This is a genomic window from Acinetobacter sp. GRABPA_MV_2 (assembly GCF_056725885.1).
Genome location: NZ_JBWZNA010000002.1, coordinates 237056 through 254346 on the forward strand (window position 1 = coordinate 237056; position 17291 = coordinate 254346).

Consider the following 17291-nt stretch of genomic DNA (forward strand, 5'->3'; position numbering starts at 1 on the left):
AAGGGCCAGTTATGCAAACCATTATTTTAGATACAGAAACACATACGCTAAATGGTTTGCCTATTGAAATTGCGTATGCCCCAATTGAAATTAACGAGGGTAAGCTGACTTTAGATAAGAGCAAATTGTTTGATCAACTTTATCAGGTTGGTGCACCTATCTCTTTCGCGGCTATGGCAGTACACCATATATTAGAATCAGATTTAGAAAACCAACCCCACTATAGAAACTTTAAATTGCCAGAAACTACAACTTATATTATTGGTCACAATATTGATTACGATATTGCTGCGATTGCTCGTTGTGGTGTAGATGTTTCTCATATCAAACCGATTTGTACACTAGCTTTAGCACGCAAAACTTGGCCTGAAGCAGAAGCACATAATATTTCAGCACTCATCTATATGATTTCTCAAGGCAGCAGTAAAGCTCGAGAATTGCTCAAAGGCGCGCACCGAGCCGATGCGGATATTATTTTGACCGCTAATATTTTGATGCATATTGTCTATCATTTAAATATTCAGGACATTGAAGAGCTTTACCGAGTTTCTGAAGAAGCACGCATCCCTACGACTATTAATTTTGGTAAGCATAAAGGCACAGCAATTGCTGAACTTCCTAAAGACTATATTCAATGGTTATTACGCCAAGATGAACTGGATGTGTATTTACGTAAAGCATTAGAAGGCGCATTTTAAAGTCTTAAATAGATGATATTCATCAATTCTTCATCATATTGTCATTTTTGAGTTTTATGGTTAACCCCATTTATATTTTATTAAAAACAGTACTGTTCAACTGAGAAAATTGAACAGTCTGATTTTTTTATTTGGGGAAAAATGATGGCTGGTTTTTATCGAACCAATTTGGGAAGAGTCGCGCTTCAACAACGTAACATTAGTTTAAATGCAAAACAAAGACGTTTACTACTATTAATAGATCACGAAGATTTTCAAAATTTAAATAGTGAATTTAAAAAACGTATTGCATCTCCAGAGCTTATTCAACAGCTCATCGACTTAAAACTTATTGCTTCTTCTAGCGAAAATTCTTCAGAATTAAATGAACAAATATCTTTCCCACAATCACCTGTAACTACAATAGAAGCTCATCAAAAAAGCACTATAGATGATAATAAAAGTGATGATACAGTTAGTGAAATTCAGGTTACTCAATCATCATCTTTTCAACTTTCACATACTGAAATTACCCAGCCACCAGTTCCAGTTCAAACACTCTCTTTTGAAGAAATACAATATTTGATGAAGCAAAGCTTGAGTCAATATTGTGGGCTTATGGCAAAACCGCTTATTCAAAAAATAGAACAAATAAAAACGCTTCAAGAGCTTAAAATGTGCCAAATGCAATGGATTACCAGCTTACAGGAGTCGCGTATTCCGCCTCATGAACTAGCATATACGCTTCATTCTATTAATTATTCAATTCAACTTATTCAACAACGCATCTAAAAAAGCAACAAGCTGCTGTTTAATTAAGCATTAAACTCACTTGTTACCTATTTCGTGCTTTACCTATTGGTGTTTTTTTCCTATGATGTGGCCCACACATGTGCGCTCGTAGCTCAGTTGGATAGAGTACAGGTTTCCGAAGCCTGGGGTCGTGGGTTCGATCCCCGCCGGGCGCACCAATTCATTTTATAAAATCAATTACTTAACTATATTTTGGCGTAGATTTGGCGTAATGCGCTTTTTATCCACAGGTTTTTGGCCTAATTTTGCTTCTTCTGAAACTTCCACCAAGTTTTTCTATAGTAGACTTCTTTACGCAAGAAGTTAATTTTCAGTTCATTGCCGTTAAGGTCGTAAATTTTGGTGACTTCACCATTTTTGTCTAGATCTGCTAAAAGATCCTCTGTCCGAGTATTGGCAAAATCATGAATCTTAATTAGCTGACTAGACATTAAAGCGCTCTCACACAAATCGAGACATTCACATTACTATTTATAGTGTGAGCTGTGCAACCTGAGAAGATTAAGCACAGCAATGTGATGATCGATGCAACTTTGGTACGTTTGCACATATAAGTTACTTCTTTAAAAAGAGTGCTCGTTCTGCTTCTCGTCGACGAACTAGACCTTTCATAACTTTGCCACCTGCTTTGTTCCATACAAGGAACTGATCAGCAGCGCCTTGATAGTCACTTTTATTAAGCTTCTTCAATAATGTTGAATTATTAAAAGCACCTGAGCCGATGTTGTATGTCAGCGACACCAATGCATCAAACTGATTTTGAGTTAGTGGCACTGTCACAGATTCATTTACAGCCTTTTCAAATTTGGCCAAGTCGTGTTTAAAGTAGGCTTTAGCTTGCTCAGGTGTACAAGTATCACCTTTTTTTACCTTCACGCCATTAGGATAAATTGTAGTGCCAGTGCCAATAGTCCAGATACCTACACCATCGTCATAAGCTTTGAATCGTGTGTCTTCAAATCCTGAAATTAGATTTACACCAACATCACTTGTAGTCATGCCAGAAGGCGCAAGTTTATCGACCACCTTATTTAGATCATCTACTTGTGCTTGTGTAAGCTTGCCACCTGCAATCACACGAGCAGCATCAAAGAATGGTTTAGTTGTCATTGGATTCACCTTTCTTTTTCTCTAACTCAGAGCTACCAAAATAAAAGCCACATGCAGTTGTCATAGCCCCAGCAATAAAACCCAATGCCGTATTAATCAGATTGCTGTTTTCTCGCGGCATATCCACAAAAAATAAAGCAATCACTAAAACAAACATCAGTCCCACTAATGCGAAAGCTAGATAAGCTCTTGTGTTTTCACTATTCATCGTCCTGCTTCCTCTAACCGTGAAACCTTCTCTTTAATTAAAGATTGATCTTGGCTTAATTGAATAATTGAAGATCCAACCCAAGCGCACAGCGAAAATACGATTCCTGCAAAGATGCCAAGCAGTACACGCAATACAGAAATTCCACCATCTTGCGCTGCTGTGCGGTTTTCTAAATTGGCGACTTTGATATCCAATGTATCGATATCCTTTTTGTTCTGTTCGCTAGTCTCTTTGTGTGCTTCATTAATAAAAGTCAGTCGAGTAACATGATCTGACAACATGCGAATATCACTCTGAATTGAGTCAATTTTCTTTTCAAATCTCAACCCGTATGATTCATTTTCAGTCATGCCTTCCCCCTTTCGTTTAGGCAATAAAAAAGCACCCGGTTGGGTGCTGTTACTTTTTCATTTCAATAACACTTAACGTTCTCGAAGTAATCATAAAGTTGCTTCTTGATTCCACATTTAATGGAATATTAACGCCCTCCTGTCGAGCAAATCCTGCTTTAAGTGTGTAGGTAACATTGCCAATAGTACTGTTATCATCAATAGCTGAAACGATAACCGCTGTACCATTAAAATTAACGTTAATATTACCAGTCTCAATATTCGCGCCCAGAGAGCCCCTGCCAATTAAAGACCCATTTTTATATATTGAAATATAAAAGGAAGCCATTGCCCTATCGTTAGCTGCAATTGAATTACCTCGTCCATCACTTACACTAAATGCCCCGAAGGTTGGGGTGCAAATATTTACTGAGGCATCAAGTCTAACTTTTCCACCACTTCTATTCAGAGTAACTTGTAAAAGTGTGCCTATATGGTTTTCCCACGCTGATAGGTGGTTGTTAAAATCATTATTAGGCAACCCACCAGTTGATCCTCCTGAAAAACTATTGATAGTTTTGATATCAATTGCTTTAACTCCTATCGGTACAGTTACAGCCTCATCCTTGATCTTTAGAGTATCAATTGCGCCATCTTCAATATTCGCAGTTTTAACTTTAATTGAACCTAGATCAGCGCTAATAACACTTAAGTTTTCTGCCCAAATTCGATTCGCATTGATATACCCAAAACTAGCATTATCAACATATAAGCCACGCGGAATAACTGTGCCATTAGGCAAAGTCACAGGCGTGTTTTGCAGGGTCATTAATGGTTTAGGTTCTACACCATCAACACCGACAGGCGTACCAAACTGAATTGCATCATAGTTAAAGATGAATGTTGATGTTGTACCATCGTTCATTGAACCATGTCCTGAGACATGGCCATTCACATCAAACTTCATGAATTGCTCTGCATAGACACCATCTACACTTTTTGACACTTCCTGAATCGATGCTGTATGTCCGTCAACAGTTGTTTGAATAGTATCAACTTTCTCTGCTGTCGCATTCTGAGCATCAGCCACAGCATTCACTTTTTGTTGAACTGTTGCCAAATTGGTGTTTGCTGTGTTTGCTTTATCTAGGGCATCGTTTGCAGTTTTTTGAGCTGCATTAGCTGCCGCTGCCGCATCCGTTGCTGCCTTATCAGTTACTGTTACCCACGCTGAACCATTCCAACGCTTAGGTGTATTCGCGCCACCTGTTGTATCAATCCAGAGATTTTGTGCAAGGCGTTTATCGGCTGCGGGTACTGTTGATCCAAAAATTACCTCCCCTTTATTACCCGCTGCCGTCGCGGCTGCTTGTGCAGCCTGTTGTGCACTGTTGGCTGTAGCTTGTGCATTACCCGCCGCTACATTCGCAGATGAAGCAGAAGCTTGAACAGTATCAATTCGAGTAGCTTGTGAAGACTGACTATCTGTAAGCGTTTTGATCTGGCTCTGAACTGTTGCTTTGTTACTTTCAAACTGAGTTTGAACAGTATCAATACGTTGCCCAAGTGCGCTATCAGCATTTACACGCGCAGTAGATTCAGAAGCAATAGTTGCCTTATTTTCATCTATCTGAGCCTGAGTAATATCAATCCGCTTACTTAGAGCCAAGTCACCTTCAGCTGCTGCTGACTGTAATGACCATGAGCCAGCCTCTGTTGATGAGCTGTCCGCAGTTAGTGAAGTACTATCTGCGGTTAGTGGGGTAACTTTTGCATAGACTCCGCTTAATCGCTCAGTATTTGCATTGATCAAATCACCCTGCTCATCAACGGTAGCTTTCACACTATCCACATAACCTGTTGAGGCCTTGTCACTAAGCTCAGCCTCTACAGACTCAACACGCTCAATTGCAGCACTAGAAGCATCAGCAGCAGCTTGCGCTTTACTGATAGCAGTTGCAGCATTGGTTTTTGCAGTTGCAGCATCACTACTTGCAGTGCCAGCTGTTGCTTTTGCCTGATTTGCTACAGTAACAGCAGACCCAGCTTCCGAAACTGCTGCTTCAGATTTACTTACCGCTGTGGCACTATTTTCGAGAGCCTGCCCTGTTTTCTCCTCTGTTGTTTTAACCCTGACATCAATCGCATCAACCTTTAAAGCAGTTGCCTCATTGTCTGCGGTATTAATATCAACTCGTTGACTCACTGCTGATAAAGCTGCATCGTTACTCGCTTTATAAACATTTAAAGCTTGTACCGTAGCAGCATCACCATTCGCTCTTGCTGTAGCTTCCTGTTGAATTAATGCAGTGTTTTCACCAACTGAAGCTGAAACAGTATCAATGCGCTTACTTAAAGCTAAATCGCCATCAGCATAAGCAGACTGAATTGTCCACGCCCCTGCTTGGTTGCTACCACTATCCGCTGTCCAACTGTTTTGGTCAGCAGTTAAAGGTGTTACCTGTGCGTAAACACCGTCCAGTTTTGTTGCTGTAGCATGTAAATCATCTGCAACAATATCAACCGATTCTTGAACAGCTGCAATTGATGTGTCGGTGCTTTCTTTATAGGTAGTGACAGCATTAAGAATCTGCTGGTCACCATCAGTTCTAGCCTGAATTTCTTGAGTTAAACCATCACTAACACCTTTAACTGCAGCAATGCGGTCATTGGTTTCTTTCGCAACGGCATCAGAAACTTGCTTAACTTCACTTACTCTTTGCTGGGTTTCAGCATCGATTGCTGCATTCGCAGAATCAATTTCACCCTCAAGAGCAGTAACTTTGTCAATTAAATTTCCGATATCTCCATCAAGACCTTCAATCGTATCAATCTTATTGATCGTATCTCTTAAGTCCTGATCTAACTGCGTTGCAGAAATTAAGCCATCAAGCGCATCAAGAATATCATTCGCCTGTGCAGTTGAAGTGCCACTAACCCAACTAGACCAATCCCCTTTATTACCGATCCGGTCAACCAACCGCCCCCGATACCAGAGTGTCACATTAGCAGCCAAACCCTGCTGCTGTAGTGAAGTCGTTGGATAAGCATAAGAACCCAGAGGCTGAATATTGGCACCATTGGAAGTCGTAGAATATTCAATTTCCGTATATGCAGTATCTAATGCGCCAGTTGCAGGAAATCCCCATTCCACTTTCATTCCGAACATTGTGCCAACTGCACGGATAAAAGCTAATTTTGGTGGCAACCCTTGCTTACCAGTCAAAGCAGTCAATACTGAGTATGACGGTAAAGATGAAATTTCAAATGCTGAAATTGCTGTTACACGCGCCTGATATTGGCCCGCATAAATACCGGGTACTTCTACCGAGTTATTACCTGTCAGTGGAAGTTTAATCCAGCTACCGTCATCTTTACGCCACTCAACCAGATACTTAACTGCTCCACGCGCCTGCGCCCATGACACAATCATTGTGGCAACATTAATACCTTGATCTACTCGGCTTTCACTTGTAATGGTGACGTTTGTAACCGCATCCTGAACAGTAGGATTAACAATTGAAATAGGTGCTTCTTCAAAATGTGCTCCAGTGTCGATTGCATCAAACTTTGAAGGATTGTATTGAAGAGCAGTAATGCTAAATTGATGTTTATCATCTTGAGTAATAGAGATAACCCGAAACTTCATTGTTGCCAAGTCTTGAGCATCTAAAACCCAAATGTTTTGCACAGCAATCGAATTCACATCAAAAGCCGTGGTTACTGTAATAACTCTACCTGCTATTGACTGAACAATACGTGTTTGGGCTTTGCCATTTTCACCATTAATTACGAGTCGGTCGCCAGCTTTTGCAACCACATTATCTCGGTCCAAAGTAATACTTTTACGATCTGCCGAAATAGCAGATACACGACCACCATTTGCACGACCTGCAAATAGAGGATCAGCAACTTCAATTACTTTCCCCGGCAAAGGAATGTGTCCATCTAGACCAACTTTGAAAGACACTGTGCGTGTTTCAAGTTGCTCTGACTTTAAAGCCCAGTGACCTGCTCTCTGCGCTTGTCCGCGCGAAGTGCATCCCCAAGCATCAATTTCCAAAATACGAACTTGGCCCGCTTCAGCAATTGCTTTCTCATCACGAACAAACTCATATTCGGTTTTGTAGTGATTAGCTGGGTTATCCCACGCAATTTTTACAACATTATGGCGATCACGCGCACGGGTTCCTGAGTATTCAAAATTGCCATCAATGACATTGGCACGCGTATAAGTGAAATACGTATCTTGGGGAATATCCGCATCACAAATAATGCTATTACCATCCCAAAATGTGATAGCACGGAATACACCAACTAATTTCGTTAAAATTTCAAAGGCACCTTCGGCACTCTGAAGATAAACATTACAAGTAAAGCGTGGTTCTTGGCCGCCTAGACCGTCTGGTACCATTTCGTCACAGTATTGTGCTAAACGATATAAGGACCACTTATCAACCATTAGCGGGGTTAATCGGTCACCCAAAGCATAACGGTCTACGGTGCATATATCGTAATAGATCCATGCCGGGTTATTGGAATAAGCCTCTTTGAAAGTGCCGTCCCACATTCCAACATATTGCCGTGTTGCTGGATTGTAATTAGTAGGAACTTTTAGGAGCCTACCCTTTGTATCCATAGCAACTTTTGCTACGTTTCCAAAAGTCTCGGCATCATATTGAAGACCAAGTAAAGCAGTATTTGGATAACGTAATTTTGCATCAATTACCTCTGTTACCGCAGATACATACATCTTGTCGCTGATATATTCAGAAGATGAGTTAGGGGTAATACGTCGAACTCGCAATAACCAGCCACTATCAGCCTTTGGCAGGTCAATACGGTGAGCACGCTCATAATTTGCCGAAGTCTTATCTGAAATTTTAGCTCTTAATACTTCACTCCAACTATTGCCATCAGTCTGCAAATCAATCGCATACTCAATTGTTAATCCGCTCACATCCCCATTTGTTGCGTCTTGAGTACGCAAAGGACCCCATTTGAAACGTACACGGACGGCATCCAGATCTAGATTATTAAATGCTTTTACCCAAGGCGTGCCTGATTTCAACTCAACATCTATTGCTGTCTCATTTTCAACAGCAGGAAAACCCTCAATGTATTCCTGATCATTAGTACCATTTCTAAAATCAACTTTTACATTTTCAAAGTTAAGGCTTCCATCTGCATTCTGAAGTGGAGTTTCTTCTAAATAAATTGACTGAAGCCCATTAGCTAAACCTTCAATCTCGCCTTCAGCTAAACCATATAGAACCTTGATAAAGGTTTTCGATTGAGCAGAATCTGGTGAAATGACAGGTTGCCGTTGTTTTTTACTGCCTTTTTTTGCGCCTACTACTGCATTCATAAGAAATCTCACGCAATAAAAAAGGCGCTAGAAAGCGCCTGTTAAATAATTAAAAATTACATCTGATCTTCAGGATATTGACCTGCGCTCACAATGAAGCCGCCGATTTCCCGTTGACCATAAAGAATTGGAACAGGATTACCTTGTGCAACTGTGGTAACTGCACCGCCAAAGCCTTTATTCGCTCTGTTTCCATCTTGGTTTTGGTCTTGAGTAGTATCAACCTTCGGCATAAGCATCATAGCCACACCACCAAGCATCATTCCAATACCTGAACCAATCAATGCAGCACCGAGTGGTGCTCCACCGCCTAATGTGCCTACAGTTACTAAGACTCCCACCACGACCATCACAGCACCTAAAACAGTCTGTAATATTCCATTACCGCCTGCACCAACTACACGTGGAACAATATGAATAACCTCAGCTTCAGTATTCATATCAAGCTGTTCTTCACCGATATTGTCACCAGTGATTAGACGCTTAGTTTCATGATCGTAAATTGCTGGGCGTTTCTTGCCTCGCTTATTACTTGAGTTCTTTGATTTTAAAAATACGGCAAAGCGTAGGCCCTGCTCATGTGCATGCAACATAAAGTGTTCAAAGCCAGCGATCTGAACAGATAATGCACGCATGGCTTCACGTGTATTTGCGACATCGAGCTTAAATTCACGACCGAATTTTTGCCCCAAGATGCCGTACAACTTAATTGTTTTTAACATCTCTATGCCTCAAGATTTTTACAGTACGTTCAAGCCATTGTTGACCATATATTTCCCGAACAGATTTGCGGTTATATGGATGATGAAGAATTAACGCTGAACCAATGCAGTTTTCACTTTCTTCTGATTTCAATTTTCCGTTATCTCCGAGCCAGACAACCGCATGATTTGGATGTTCAGTACGTCCAACACGACAAACAAGCATATCGCCATATTTTGGTTTATCTACTTCAAAGAAACCTGCTTTTTCGTAATTTTCAAGGTAAAGTGATGGATGGTCTTTATCTTCCCACCATGCATCATCCCGCTTAAAATCCATAAGCTCTATACCTAATTCACGACTATAAAAATCACGTACAAGCGCATAGCAATCTTGCCAGCCATGAAAATAATTACGCCCCACTAAAGGGGCGCGATAACCGCAAGGCTCATATATTTGAAAATCCAGATCCGGATATGAACAAATTACCCATGGCTTTTTATGTAGTTCAATCTGAATCAGATCGAGTTCCGATGCTCTTGTTGTTCCATCTGGATGGGAATGCACGTAAGCTAAGATTTCGCCTTGATCTTCAGCCATAGCTAAATCTTCAGGATGGATTTCGAACTGATCAGATTGAGCGGAAACATTGCGGCAGCGGATATATTCTTTTCCAACAATTACCCCGCAGCATTCATGCGGATAGCATTCATCGGCATGGGCCATGATTGCTTTTTTGGTTTTTGCTGTAAGTTTCATAAAACCTCACAATAAACTTGATGCAGGGAACCCGCCAAAAGGTAATGGCTTGTTTTCACCAAATCGTAAGCGGCATGAACGCAAACTCCCACTACATCGATCTAAAGCTGGATCATTGGTAGGCTCATCTTTATCGGTGAACATTGCCGCTCCGGTATATCCACATTCCTCACCACGGTAATTTCCCATCATGCACCAATGACAAAGTGAAGTAATTTGACGTACAGGAATTTTCAACCCTTCAAAATCAATTGGATTTGAAAGCTCAAAGGTCACTTGCTGGGCATTTTCGGATGTTTTTTGCTCGATATACCAAAGCTGCTCCTTGAACTCATTTGAAGCAGTAGGATTACCTGCCGTGAAGTTTTCGGCATCCAGATATTTAGCAAGCGTGGTAATGACTTTAAGCTTGGCTCCCGCGAAGTCTTTAAATTGCAAACAATAGGCAGATACAGCATTTTGAATTCCATTAATATTGTTGGCCATACTTAAAGTCGGTGCAGAAGCTTTACCATCCGAACGCATTTCAAGGCCAGAGACCTCAAGCGCCATTGGCTCAAATACTTGACCTTGCCAAATAATATTTCGCATCCATACTTTCTGATCGCCAATATTAAAAACTTTATCGGCCTTGATTGTTGCTGTGTCAGCTTTCCAGCTCGTCAAATCCGCTGAGACATAAATCTTTTCCCAATCTTCATAAGAAATATGCCCATGGAAACGTAAAATGCCAGCACCTAAGCTGCTGGCATCTAATTCATACAATGTTATAAGGCCGTCTACATAAAGTTTCTGGAAATCACTATTCAGTGTCATCTGGTAGTATCTCCTCTAATACAACTTCTTCATGGAAACGGATGTCAATATTACGCCCTTCAGGGATATCTACAGGATTTTCAAGATCAGGAACAATCGAAGCAGTTTCAATATCAAACTTCTTCTTGTATGTCTTAATTGAGATGTCATTATTTTCAAGTTGCTTATAAGCTACAGCAACCAACACGTTACCGTTTGCATCCTTTGGCATTTCGATATACCAACCTTCTTGAGCAAAACCTAATGAGCCTTTAATCAGATAATCACCAACACCTAATTTTTCTAAAGTAATCGGCTGTTTTTGTGCGTCATCGTTTAACTCAATTGAATCAGCAAAGAGTTTAGCAACGGGTGAAGCGGATTTGATAAATCCGTTTGCATCGACTGTGGTGTTATGCTCTCCGCGCAATGCGTACCACGGTGTATAAGAGCCTTGATATGATTTACGTCTAAAGCCGATATATGTTGCTGAAGTTGCAATACTTAAATTAGCAGCATGTTCATTAGCACTACCCGCATTCAGCCCAAGAATATACTGGGCCTGTGCCGTAGGATAATCACCAGCTGAGGTAGCACCAGCTCCAGTACTTTGTAACCCAATATATGAACCACCATTATCAAAGCTAGATAATGCTGCTGAACCTAAACTTTTATTTGCTGCAAAACCATTGTTAAGTAATCGTTGATAGTCTAATGAATTGCTACTAATTAAACGTGTCCACGTACTCCAAGTCGCACCTAAATCTGAAGTGGATCGAAAGTAAAAGTTTCCGCTTACTGAACCACCAGTTAACGGAATATAAATTTGTGCTCTATAGTTATTTGCCCCACTGACATCAGTGACAATCAATGTCCCCACTTGACCTGCAACTGGGAAATTTAAAGCCAATGTTCCAGACGCAAATGTATCATTACCATAAAAACCAGGAGTAATAACCTTATTTAAATCTCCAGATGCATCTGTGTCTGTAACTCGAATTCCACGCCCGATACCAAAATTTCCAACAGCTAAAGATCGCCCTAAAGTTGCATCTGTATTACTGGTGGTTTTTGTCATTGTTGCAGCATCACCTAATCCTAATGCAGTTCGTGCAGCCGCTGCCGAAGTTGCGCCTGTCCCCCCTTTTGCAATTGGTAGAGCTGTGGGGAGTGTGGTTGCATTAGTGGTTCCGGTTAGGAAATCATATAGCTCAGAAAAGTTGGCATTCACATACTGGAAAGCTGTTCGAGCTGGTGTTCCTGATCCGTCATTTGCAGCTGAACCAACATTAATAACTTGCTTAGTCATTTTCTTACTCGCATAAAAAAAGCCCCTAAAAAGGGGCTTTAAAGGGGTTTAAATTAAGGGTAAAAAACTTGGGTGAACGTCGTTGAGATTTGCCAAACATCACCACCTAAACAACGGGGTTGATATTCATCTGTTTTTACTCGGACCTCACCGTCTAAAGGTGAATCCCAAAGAAACGAGTCAGCTCCTTTATGGTCATCAAAGAATGCTTTGATTTGCATAATTTCGGCTTTATAAGCCGTTCTTTGATAAGTCCATTCACCAGATCGGTTATTAATTCCAATTGAAGTATTCTGTTCATACCCATCACCAAATTTGCTTGATAACGTATTAAAGCGCTGAGTATTACTATTGCCATCTAAGTCACATTCAAATGTGAATTTAAGGTCGCTCATAAATTGATTCCATAAAAAAACCGACCTCTAAATGGGTCGGTTTAAATATTTAGTTTCATTACATTTTCCAAAGATATGTACAGATAATCAAAGTGATAAGGATCGCAACAAAGCGCCATGCTTTCATTTCATTCATTTCCTTTAGACACCAGTTAATTAATTTGATAAAATCTTCCATATAGATTTATTTTCCTCTTACTTTCGTCGGTTGGTGGAAATGCAAAAACCCCGATGCGTCAACATCGGGGTTTTGTTTTGGAATTAAAAAACCCACTCATTCGAGTGGGTTCAAGCTAATTTATGATGGTAGCAATGTGATTTCTTTACCATCCCTGTCGTTTGGACATTCGGAATCGTTTTTCAATCTTTGCATCCACCATTGCCTCATTTTGTTTCTGATACTCTTTTAAGATAACTGTTAACTCCTTACCATCCCATTCAGAGGTAGCATCCACTTTTTCTGATGTTTTATTGATAATGGTAACAGTAGGTTGAGACTTCTCAGTTCTTCCAGAATTAATCGCATCAAATTGTCTATGCTCTCTAACTGTTGCAATTGCATCCGTTTGATTGTTTGATACATAGCCACCGTTAGCATAACCACTTGGTTTACTTTGACGCATGCTTTCAACAACGCTAACACCACCCCAGCGTTTGATATCTTCTTGCGACCATACGACTTCGCCTTTATGCACAATCCCTGCTGGAGTGTGTTTAAGACCATTACCGGTATAACCGCCATCCGCAAATCCTTGCGGGGTTGCAGCTTGGATGAGAGATACAAATGTACCTGATTTAATTGTCGCGATCGCTGCTGCTGCCGCTTTTTGGTACCAAGTACCTGGCTCATTTGCGTAAGCATCTGAAGCAGCTTTCCACATGTTCATTCCAGCCTGCGCCAATGCGAATGCCCGCTGACTTTCATAAAGAATGCGGTATGCACTTGATGACTCACCAAGCATATTTTTAAACATGCCAGCTAATGCCCCTGTAACATTAGCTCCATAACCTAATTGAAGACTCATTGAATCGTTTTGATATGTCGATTCAATCAGTTTCAGGCGCTCAAAGTGTTCTTTCATGATTTGTTCACGTTGTGCATTCAGAGCTTCCAAATTTGCATTTGGATCTTGTTCCTGAGTTTCAATATCAGCAAGCTGGCTATCAAATACTTTTTGAGAAGCATCATAACGGCTAAAGCGCTCCTGTTCTAAAGCGAATTGACCACTATTACCAGTGATACTCGCCTGAATACCACCCCAGTTTTGAACAGCGTTATTCACTTTATCGCGTATCTCTTTATCCTGATTGGCTTTAGATAATGCGATTCGCTTTTGCTTCTCTTTAATGGAAAGTTCAGTATTCTTAAGAATTTCCTCCCGTTCGAGTCTGTAACGTTCCTGCATGGCTTGGGTTTCTGTCAGTAGAGCTTGTTTAGCCTGAAAAAGACGTTGCTCTTGAGCGAGTTGAATCATCCCAACTTCTTGATCGTACTCCTGCTTAAGTGCATCAAGACGAATCTGCTTTAAATCATCCGTTAACTCAGTTCCTTCCTTGATTTGCATCTGCTTAGTTTCATATGAGTATTTGAGTTTCTGCTCTTCACTCCAGTGAAATTGATTGATCTCATATGTTAATTCACGCAAATACAATTCTTTGTTTAATTCAGCACGAGCCGTAGCCTTTGCAATATAGTCTTTCTCTTCATTTCCAAAGTTTGCCTTTCGGATTTCAGTCAATTCACGCTGTAAATCATTTTCAATTTGAGTCAATTTAGGAGCGTAACTATCTGCAAATTGATCACGTAATCTAGCTTGTTCCTCAAACAATCTTTTAGCTTCGTTCGCCTCTTTTATGGCTTCTCGATTTGCTTTGCTTGACTCCGAATTAGACTTACGTGCAGCAGCTGCACTATTACGTTTAGCTTGGGCGACTGCCTCCTCACTTGCTTGGAGTTTTCGGTTGGCGGCAAGATTCTGATCAATAATTTTTGCATCTTGCGCAGATATCTTATTGCCATTCTGAACATATGCCTCAGCAAAGGCTTTTGCTCTTTCAGGGTCAAAACCATAATTCCCAATAAGTTTGTTTGAAAGCTCTGTCTTAAAAGTACTTTGCTGTAATTTCTTTAGATAGTCACTTAGTGCATTAGTTGCATTATTTGCAGCACCTGCAACACCATCCAAACTGTTCGCATGGATATTATTCTGATTAGCTGCGTTTTGTGCTGCATTACCTTGAAGTTTTGCTTCTATACCTACAGCTTTTAAGCCATCTACCAACTTTACGCCTGCAAAATATGCCTGATCATACCCTTCAACTTGTTTTTTAAGTGCGTTATAGAGGTCTGGCGGAATACTCATGCCATTGAGTCTTCTCAGTGCTTCTGTGTAGCTAATTGTTCCTAGACGAGCTTCATTGGATATTTTTGTTACCTCTACATTTCCTTGTGCAAAGTTTTGAATATCAATTAAAGCCGCACCTGCTGCTAATTCTGCATCGCGTAAAGCCTTGTTCTGGGCTTCTAACGCAGCTGTCATATCATTTATAGCTGACTGTTTTTCCACACCATGAAGTTTACGTAACTCTTCTGCTGCTTGATTTGCCACCTCTGCTTGCTCTTTAAGTTTTTGGTTGGCCTTTTCTGTTCGGTCTTGCATATACATGTAGCCAGCAGCTAATGCTGTAACACCGATAGTTAGAACGCCTGCCCAACCACCTACTAAACCAAAAATTTTAGAACCTACGCTTGTTGCTGTGTTTAACGCATTTTGAGCCGCAGTTTGAGCTATTACCGCTTGCGTTACTGCATCTGAAGCAATTTTGTATCGTGCATTTGCAGCAGTTGCCCCAAATTTTGCTTGCGTCTCAGCATTAGTCGCCTGAACATTTGCAAGGTGCGCTTTAGCTTCATTTACTTTTAAAGTAGCGAGGATGAGTGCATCTTGTTTTTGTGCTTGATCAGCAACCTTTTGAGCAGCAGAAGCAACAAGATCAGCTTGAACTGCAACTGTTTTCGAGATTATCGCTTTGGTGATTGCACCAATTCCTAAAACAACAGCACCATCTGCCAATAATTCAAAGTTGTTTGCAAGCCCTTCTATGGAACCTGAAAGCACTTGTGCAGCACCTGAGCTTCGACCCGCTTCTCCAATAAACTGAGTTAAACTATTGCTTAGCAAACCCAGTGATTGACCAATTGTTGCATCTGTTTTGCCAAATTGCTTGTCAGCTTCATCCGACATTTTTAATAGAGCTTTTGTGACTTTCTCAGATGTTAGTTCTCCATTTTCTGCCATAGATTTAAGTTGGCCAATAGGAACATTCATCCCTTTTGCTATCAACTGCATTAATCCATAGCCATTTTCCATAACTGAGTTGAACTCATCTCCTCGTAAAGCACCACTACCAAGGGCCTGACCTAATTGCATAATTGCAGCATCCGCTTGGGCTGCTGTTGCTCCTGATAGCGCAATTCCTTTAGAGATTGTTTCTGTTAATCGCCCAATATCCTCTTGAGCAAGCCTGACATCTTTGGCATTCATTGCTAGTTTTTGATAGACAGTAGCAGTCGATTCCCATGATGAGCGTGAGCGTTGTGCAATTTCAAAAGTGTTATCCATTGCTGTATTTAGTTGGTTTTGCCCATCCGTCACCAGCTTCAGTTGGTTCTGAATGCCCGTGTAAGTATCCATCTTTGAAACTGCGGCCCCAACTGTAACCAATCCAGCCATGTAACCTGCAAGCTGACGTGTAGCAACAGATAAACCATCCATAGACTTCGTGGCAAAGTCACCTTTACGCTCAATACTGTCCAATTCATTGCCCAGATTACGCGCATTACGCTCTGCATTTTTTGCATCAATTACAATGACGAGACGTGATTCTTGTGCCATCTTACTTTCCTCTAGGCAATAAAAAACCCACTCAATGAGTGGGTTGTTAAGGTTGATTTTTGGGTTAGTGTTTTTGCTTAAGATGCGCTCTTGTTCTCGTGATATCTCAATATACTGGCAATCTTTTGGAACAGATAGCCTACTAAAAATCCATTAAAGATTATCCCAATACCTGTAATCACCATGATTCCTGACCATACGGTCTCGGTACCATAATAAGTTCTTGGCACTTCAACTCGCCCAAATACAAGTATAAAAATAAATCCAGAAATAATACCTAGAACAATTATTCCCCATCCAAGAGCATTGCAAACTTCACTCTCGGTCATGCCTTGACTTTCTGTGCTCATGTTAATTACCAATCCGCGTTAGCTTTTTGCTGTGTTTTGATTTTTTCAGCCATTTCATCAGATGATTTATTTAATTCATCTACAATTAATTTTGCTGATGGATAGTTTTCAGTAATAGGTCTATTAGTTTCATTGTAGCGAACTCCACTAATCACCTGTGCAGGTTTGTAGTGGCTAAGATTGTCGTAGCTAACTCGCATTTTTCCATCTTTTGTATCTACGCGCACTGTGAAATCTACTCGATCACCAGCAGTAACAGTCATACAATCAGCAAACCCAGAACAACGGTATGGCATATTACCTTTGCCAATAATTGAACCCGTAGTCTTATCTTCGTACTGAATTACTGCATTTGCTGAGCGAAAAGCTGTTGCAAACCATTGACGTGCGCCATCATAAATTTGGCCTTGCTTTAATCCATCTATTTGATAAACCTTTTCAAACTTTACAGGTTCTGATGGTTGCTGAGGGGTAGTAGCACACCCAACTAATCCCAAACTCAATAATCCAGTAGCCAATAATTTTTTCATGAATTTCACCGTTTATTATAAAGTGTACTAACTTTAACAAACTGGTT

15 protein-coding genes and 1 tRNA gene are annotated in these 17291 nt (G+C 40.6%); 3 read left to right on the plus strand and 13 right to left on the minus strand.

From position 1 onward, the window contains the following. Positions 1-11 precede the first annotated feature (11 nt). The 3 genes from ACXM0J_RS02935 to ACXM0J_RS02945 all read left to right on the plus strand — a co-directional run bounded on the left by ACXM0J_RS02935 (position 12) and on the right by ACXM0J_RS02945 (position 1648). Positions 12-698 (plus strand): putative quorum-sensing-regulated virulence factor, encoded by a 687-nt coding sequence (locus ACXM0J_RS02935; RefSeq protein WP_069123715.1) that lies wholly within the window; start codon positions 12-14, stop codon positions 696-698. A 141-nt stretch (positions 699-839) separates the two neighbouring features. Beyond that, positions 840-1469 (plus strand): hypothetical protein, encoded by a 630-nt coding sequence (locus ACXM0J_RS02940; RefSeq protein ID WP_262470022.1) that lies wholly within the window; start codon positions 840-842, stop codon positions 1467-1469. 102 nt (positions 1470-1571) lie between these two features. Further along, positions 1572-1648 (plus strand) — tRNA-Arg (locus tag ACXM0J_RS02945). 81 nt (positions 1649-1729) lie between these two features. Here ACXM0J_RS02945 and ACXM0J_RS02950 read toward each other — a convergent pair. The 13 genes from ACXM0J_RS02950 to ACXM0J_RS03010 all read right to left on the minus strand — a co-directional run bounded on the left by ACXM0J_RS02950 (position 1730) and on the right by ACXM0J_RS03010 (position 17244). Further along, positions 1730-1921 carry a hypothetical protein gene (locus ACXM0J_RS02950; protein ID WP_479750209.1) on the minus strand — a complete coding sequence of 64 codons (192 nt, stop codon included), beginning with the start codon at positions 1919-1921 and terminating at the stop codon, positions 1730-1732. Positions 1922-2045: 124 nt separating this feature from the next. Continuing rightward, positions 2046-2600, minus strand: a complete 555-nt coding sequence (locus ACXM0J_RS02955; protein WP_479750210.1) for a lysozyme — start codon at positions 2598-2600, stop codon at positions 2046-2048. Beyond that, complete coding sequence (locus ACXM0J_RS02960) at positions 2590-2808, minus strand: hypothetical protein (protein ID WP_001083663.1); 219 nt, start codon at positions 2806-2808, stop codon at positions 2590-2592. The genes ACXM0J_RS02955 and ACXM0J_RS02960 overlap by 11 nt, the downstream gene beginning before the upstream one ends. Further along, the gene (locus ACXM0J_RS02965) at positions 2805-3161 is read right to left on the minus strand and encodes a hypothetical protein (protein WP_000138204.1); all 357 of its coding nucleotides are present in this window, start codon (positions 3159-3161) and stop codon (positions 2805-2807) included. The genes ACXM0J_RS02960 and ACXM0J_RS02965 overlap by 4 nt, the downstream gene beginning before the upstream one ends. A 49-nt stretch (positions 3162-3210) precedes the next feature. Continuing rightward, a complete protein-coding gene (gene gpJ, locus ACXM0J_RS02970) occupies positions 3211-8508 on the minus strand; it encodes a TipJ family phage tail tip protein (protein WP_479750211.1) in 5298 nt (1765 codons plus the stop codon). Positions 8509-8564: 56 nt separating this feature from the next. Continuing rightward, positions 8565-9230 (minus strand): tail assembly protein, encoded by a 666-nt coding sequence (locus ACXM0J_RS02975; RefSeq protein WP_000920728.1) that lies wholly within the window; start codon positions 9228-9230, stop codon positions 8565-8567. Further along, entirely contained in the window at positions 9214-9969 is a 756-nt protein-coding gene (locus ACXM0J_RS02980) for a C40 family peptidase (protein ID WP_031979436.1), read from the minus strand. Before ACXM0J_RS02980 ends, ACXM0J_RS02975 begins: the two co-directional genes overlap by 17 nt. Positions 9970-9975: 6 nt before the next feature. Continuing rightward, positions 9976-10785, minus strand: a complete 810-nt coding sequence (locus tag ACXM0J_RS02985; RefSeq protein WP_017724744.1) for a phage minor tail protein L — start codon at positions 10783-10785, stop codon at positions 9976-9978. Further along, complete coding sequence (locus tag ACXM0J_RS02990; RefSeq protein WP_479750213.1) at positions 10772-12073, minus strand: pyocin knob domain-containing protein; 1302 nt, start codon at positions 12071-12073, stop codon at positions 10772-10774. Before ACXM0J_RS02990 ends, ACXM0J_RS02985 begins: the two co-directional genes overlap by 14 nt. A gap of 53 nt (positions 12074-12126) precedes the next feature. Next, complete coding sequence (locus ACXM0J_RS02995; protein WP_479750215.1) at positions 12127-12468, minus strand: phage tail protein; 342 nt, start codon at positions 12466-12468, stop codon at positions 12127-12129. A 323-nt stretch (positions 12469-12791) separates the two neighbouring features. Next, on the minus strand, positions 12792-16364 hold the full coding sequence (locus ACXM0J_RS03000) for a tape measure protein (RefSeq protein WP_479750217.1): 3573 nt from the start codon (positions 16362-16364) through the stop codon (positions 12792-12794). A gap of 77 nt (positions 16365-16441) precedes the next feature. Further along, entirely contained in the window at positions 16442-16714 is a 273-nt protein-coding gene (locus tag ACXM0J_RS03005) for a hypothetical protein (protein WP_170248245.1), read from the minus strand. Between the two features lie 5 nt (positions 16715-16719). After that, positions 16720-17244, minus strand: a complete 525-nt coding sequence (locus ACXM0J_RS03010) for a DUF4468 domain-containing protein (RefSeq protein ID WP_017394224.1) — start codon at positions 17242-17244, stop codon at positions 16720-16722. Between the last annotated feature and the right edge of the window lie 47 nt (positions 17245-17291).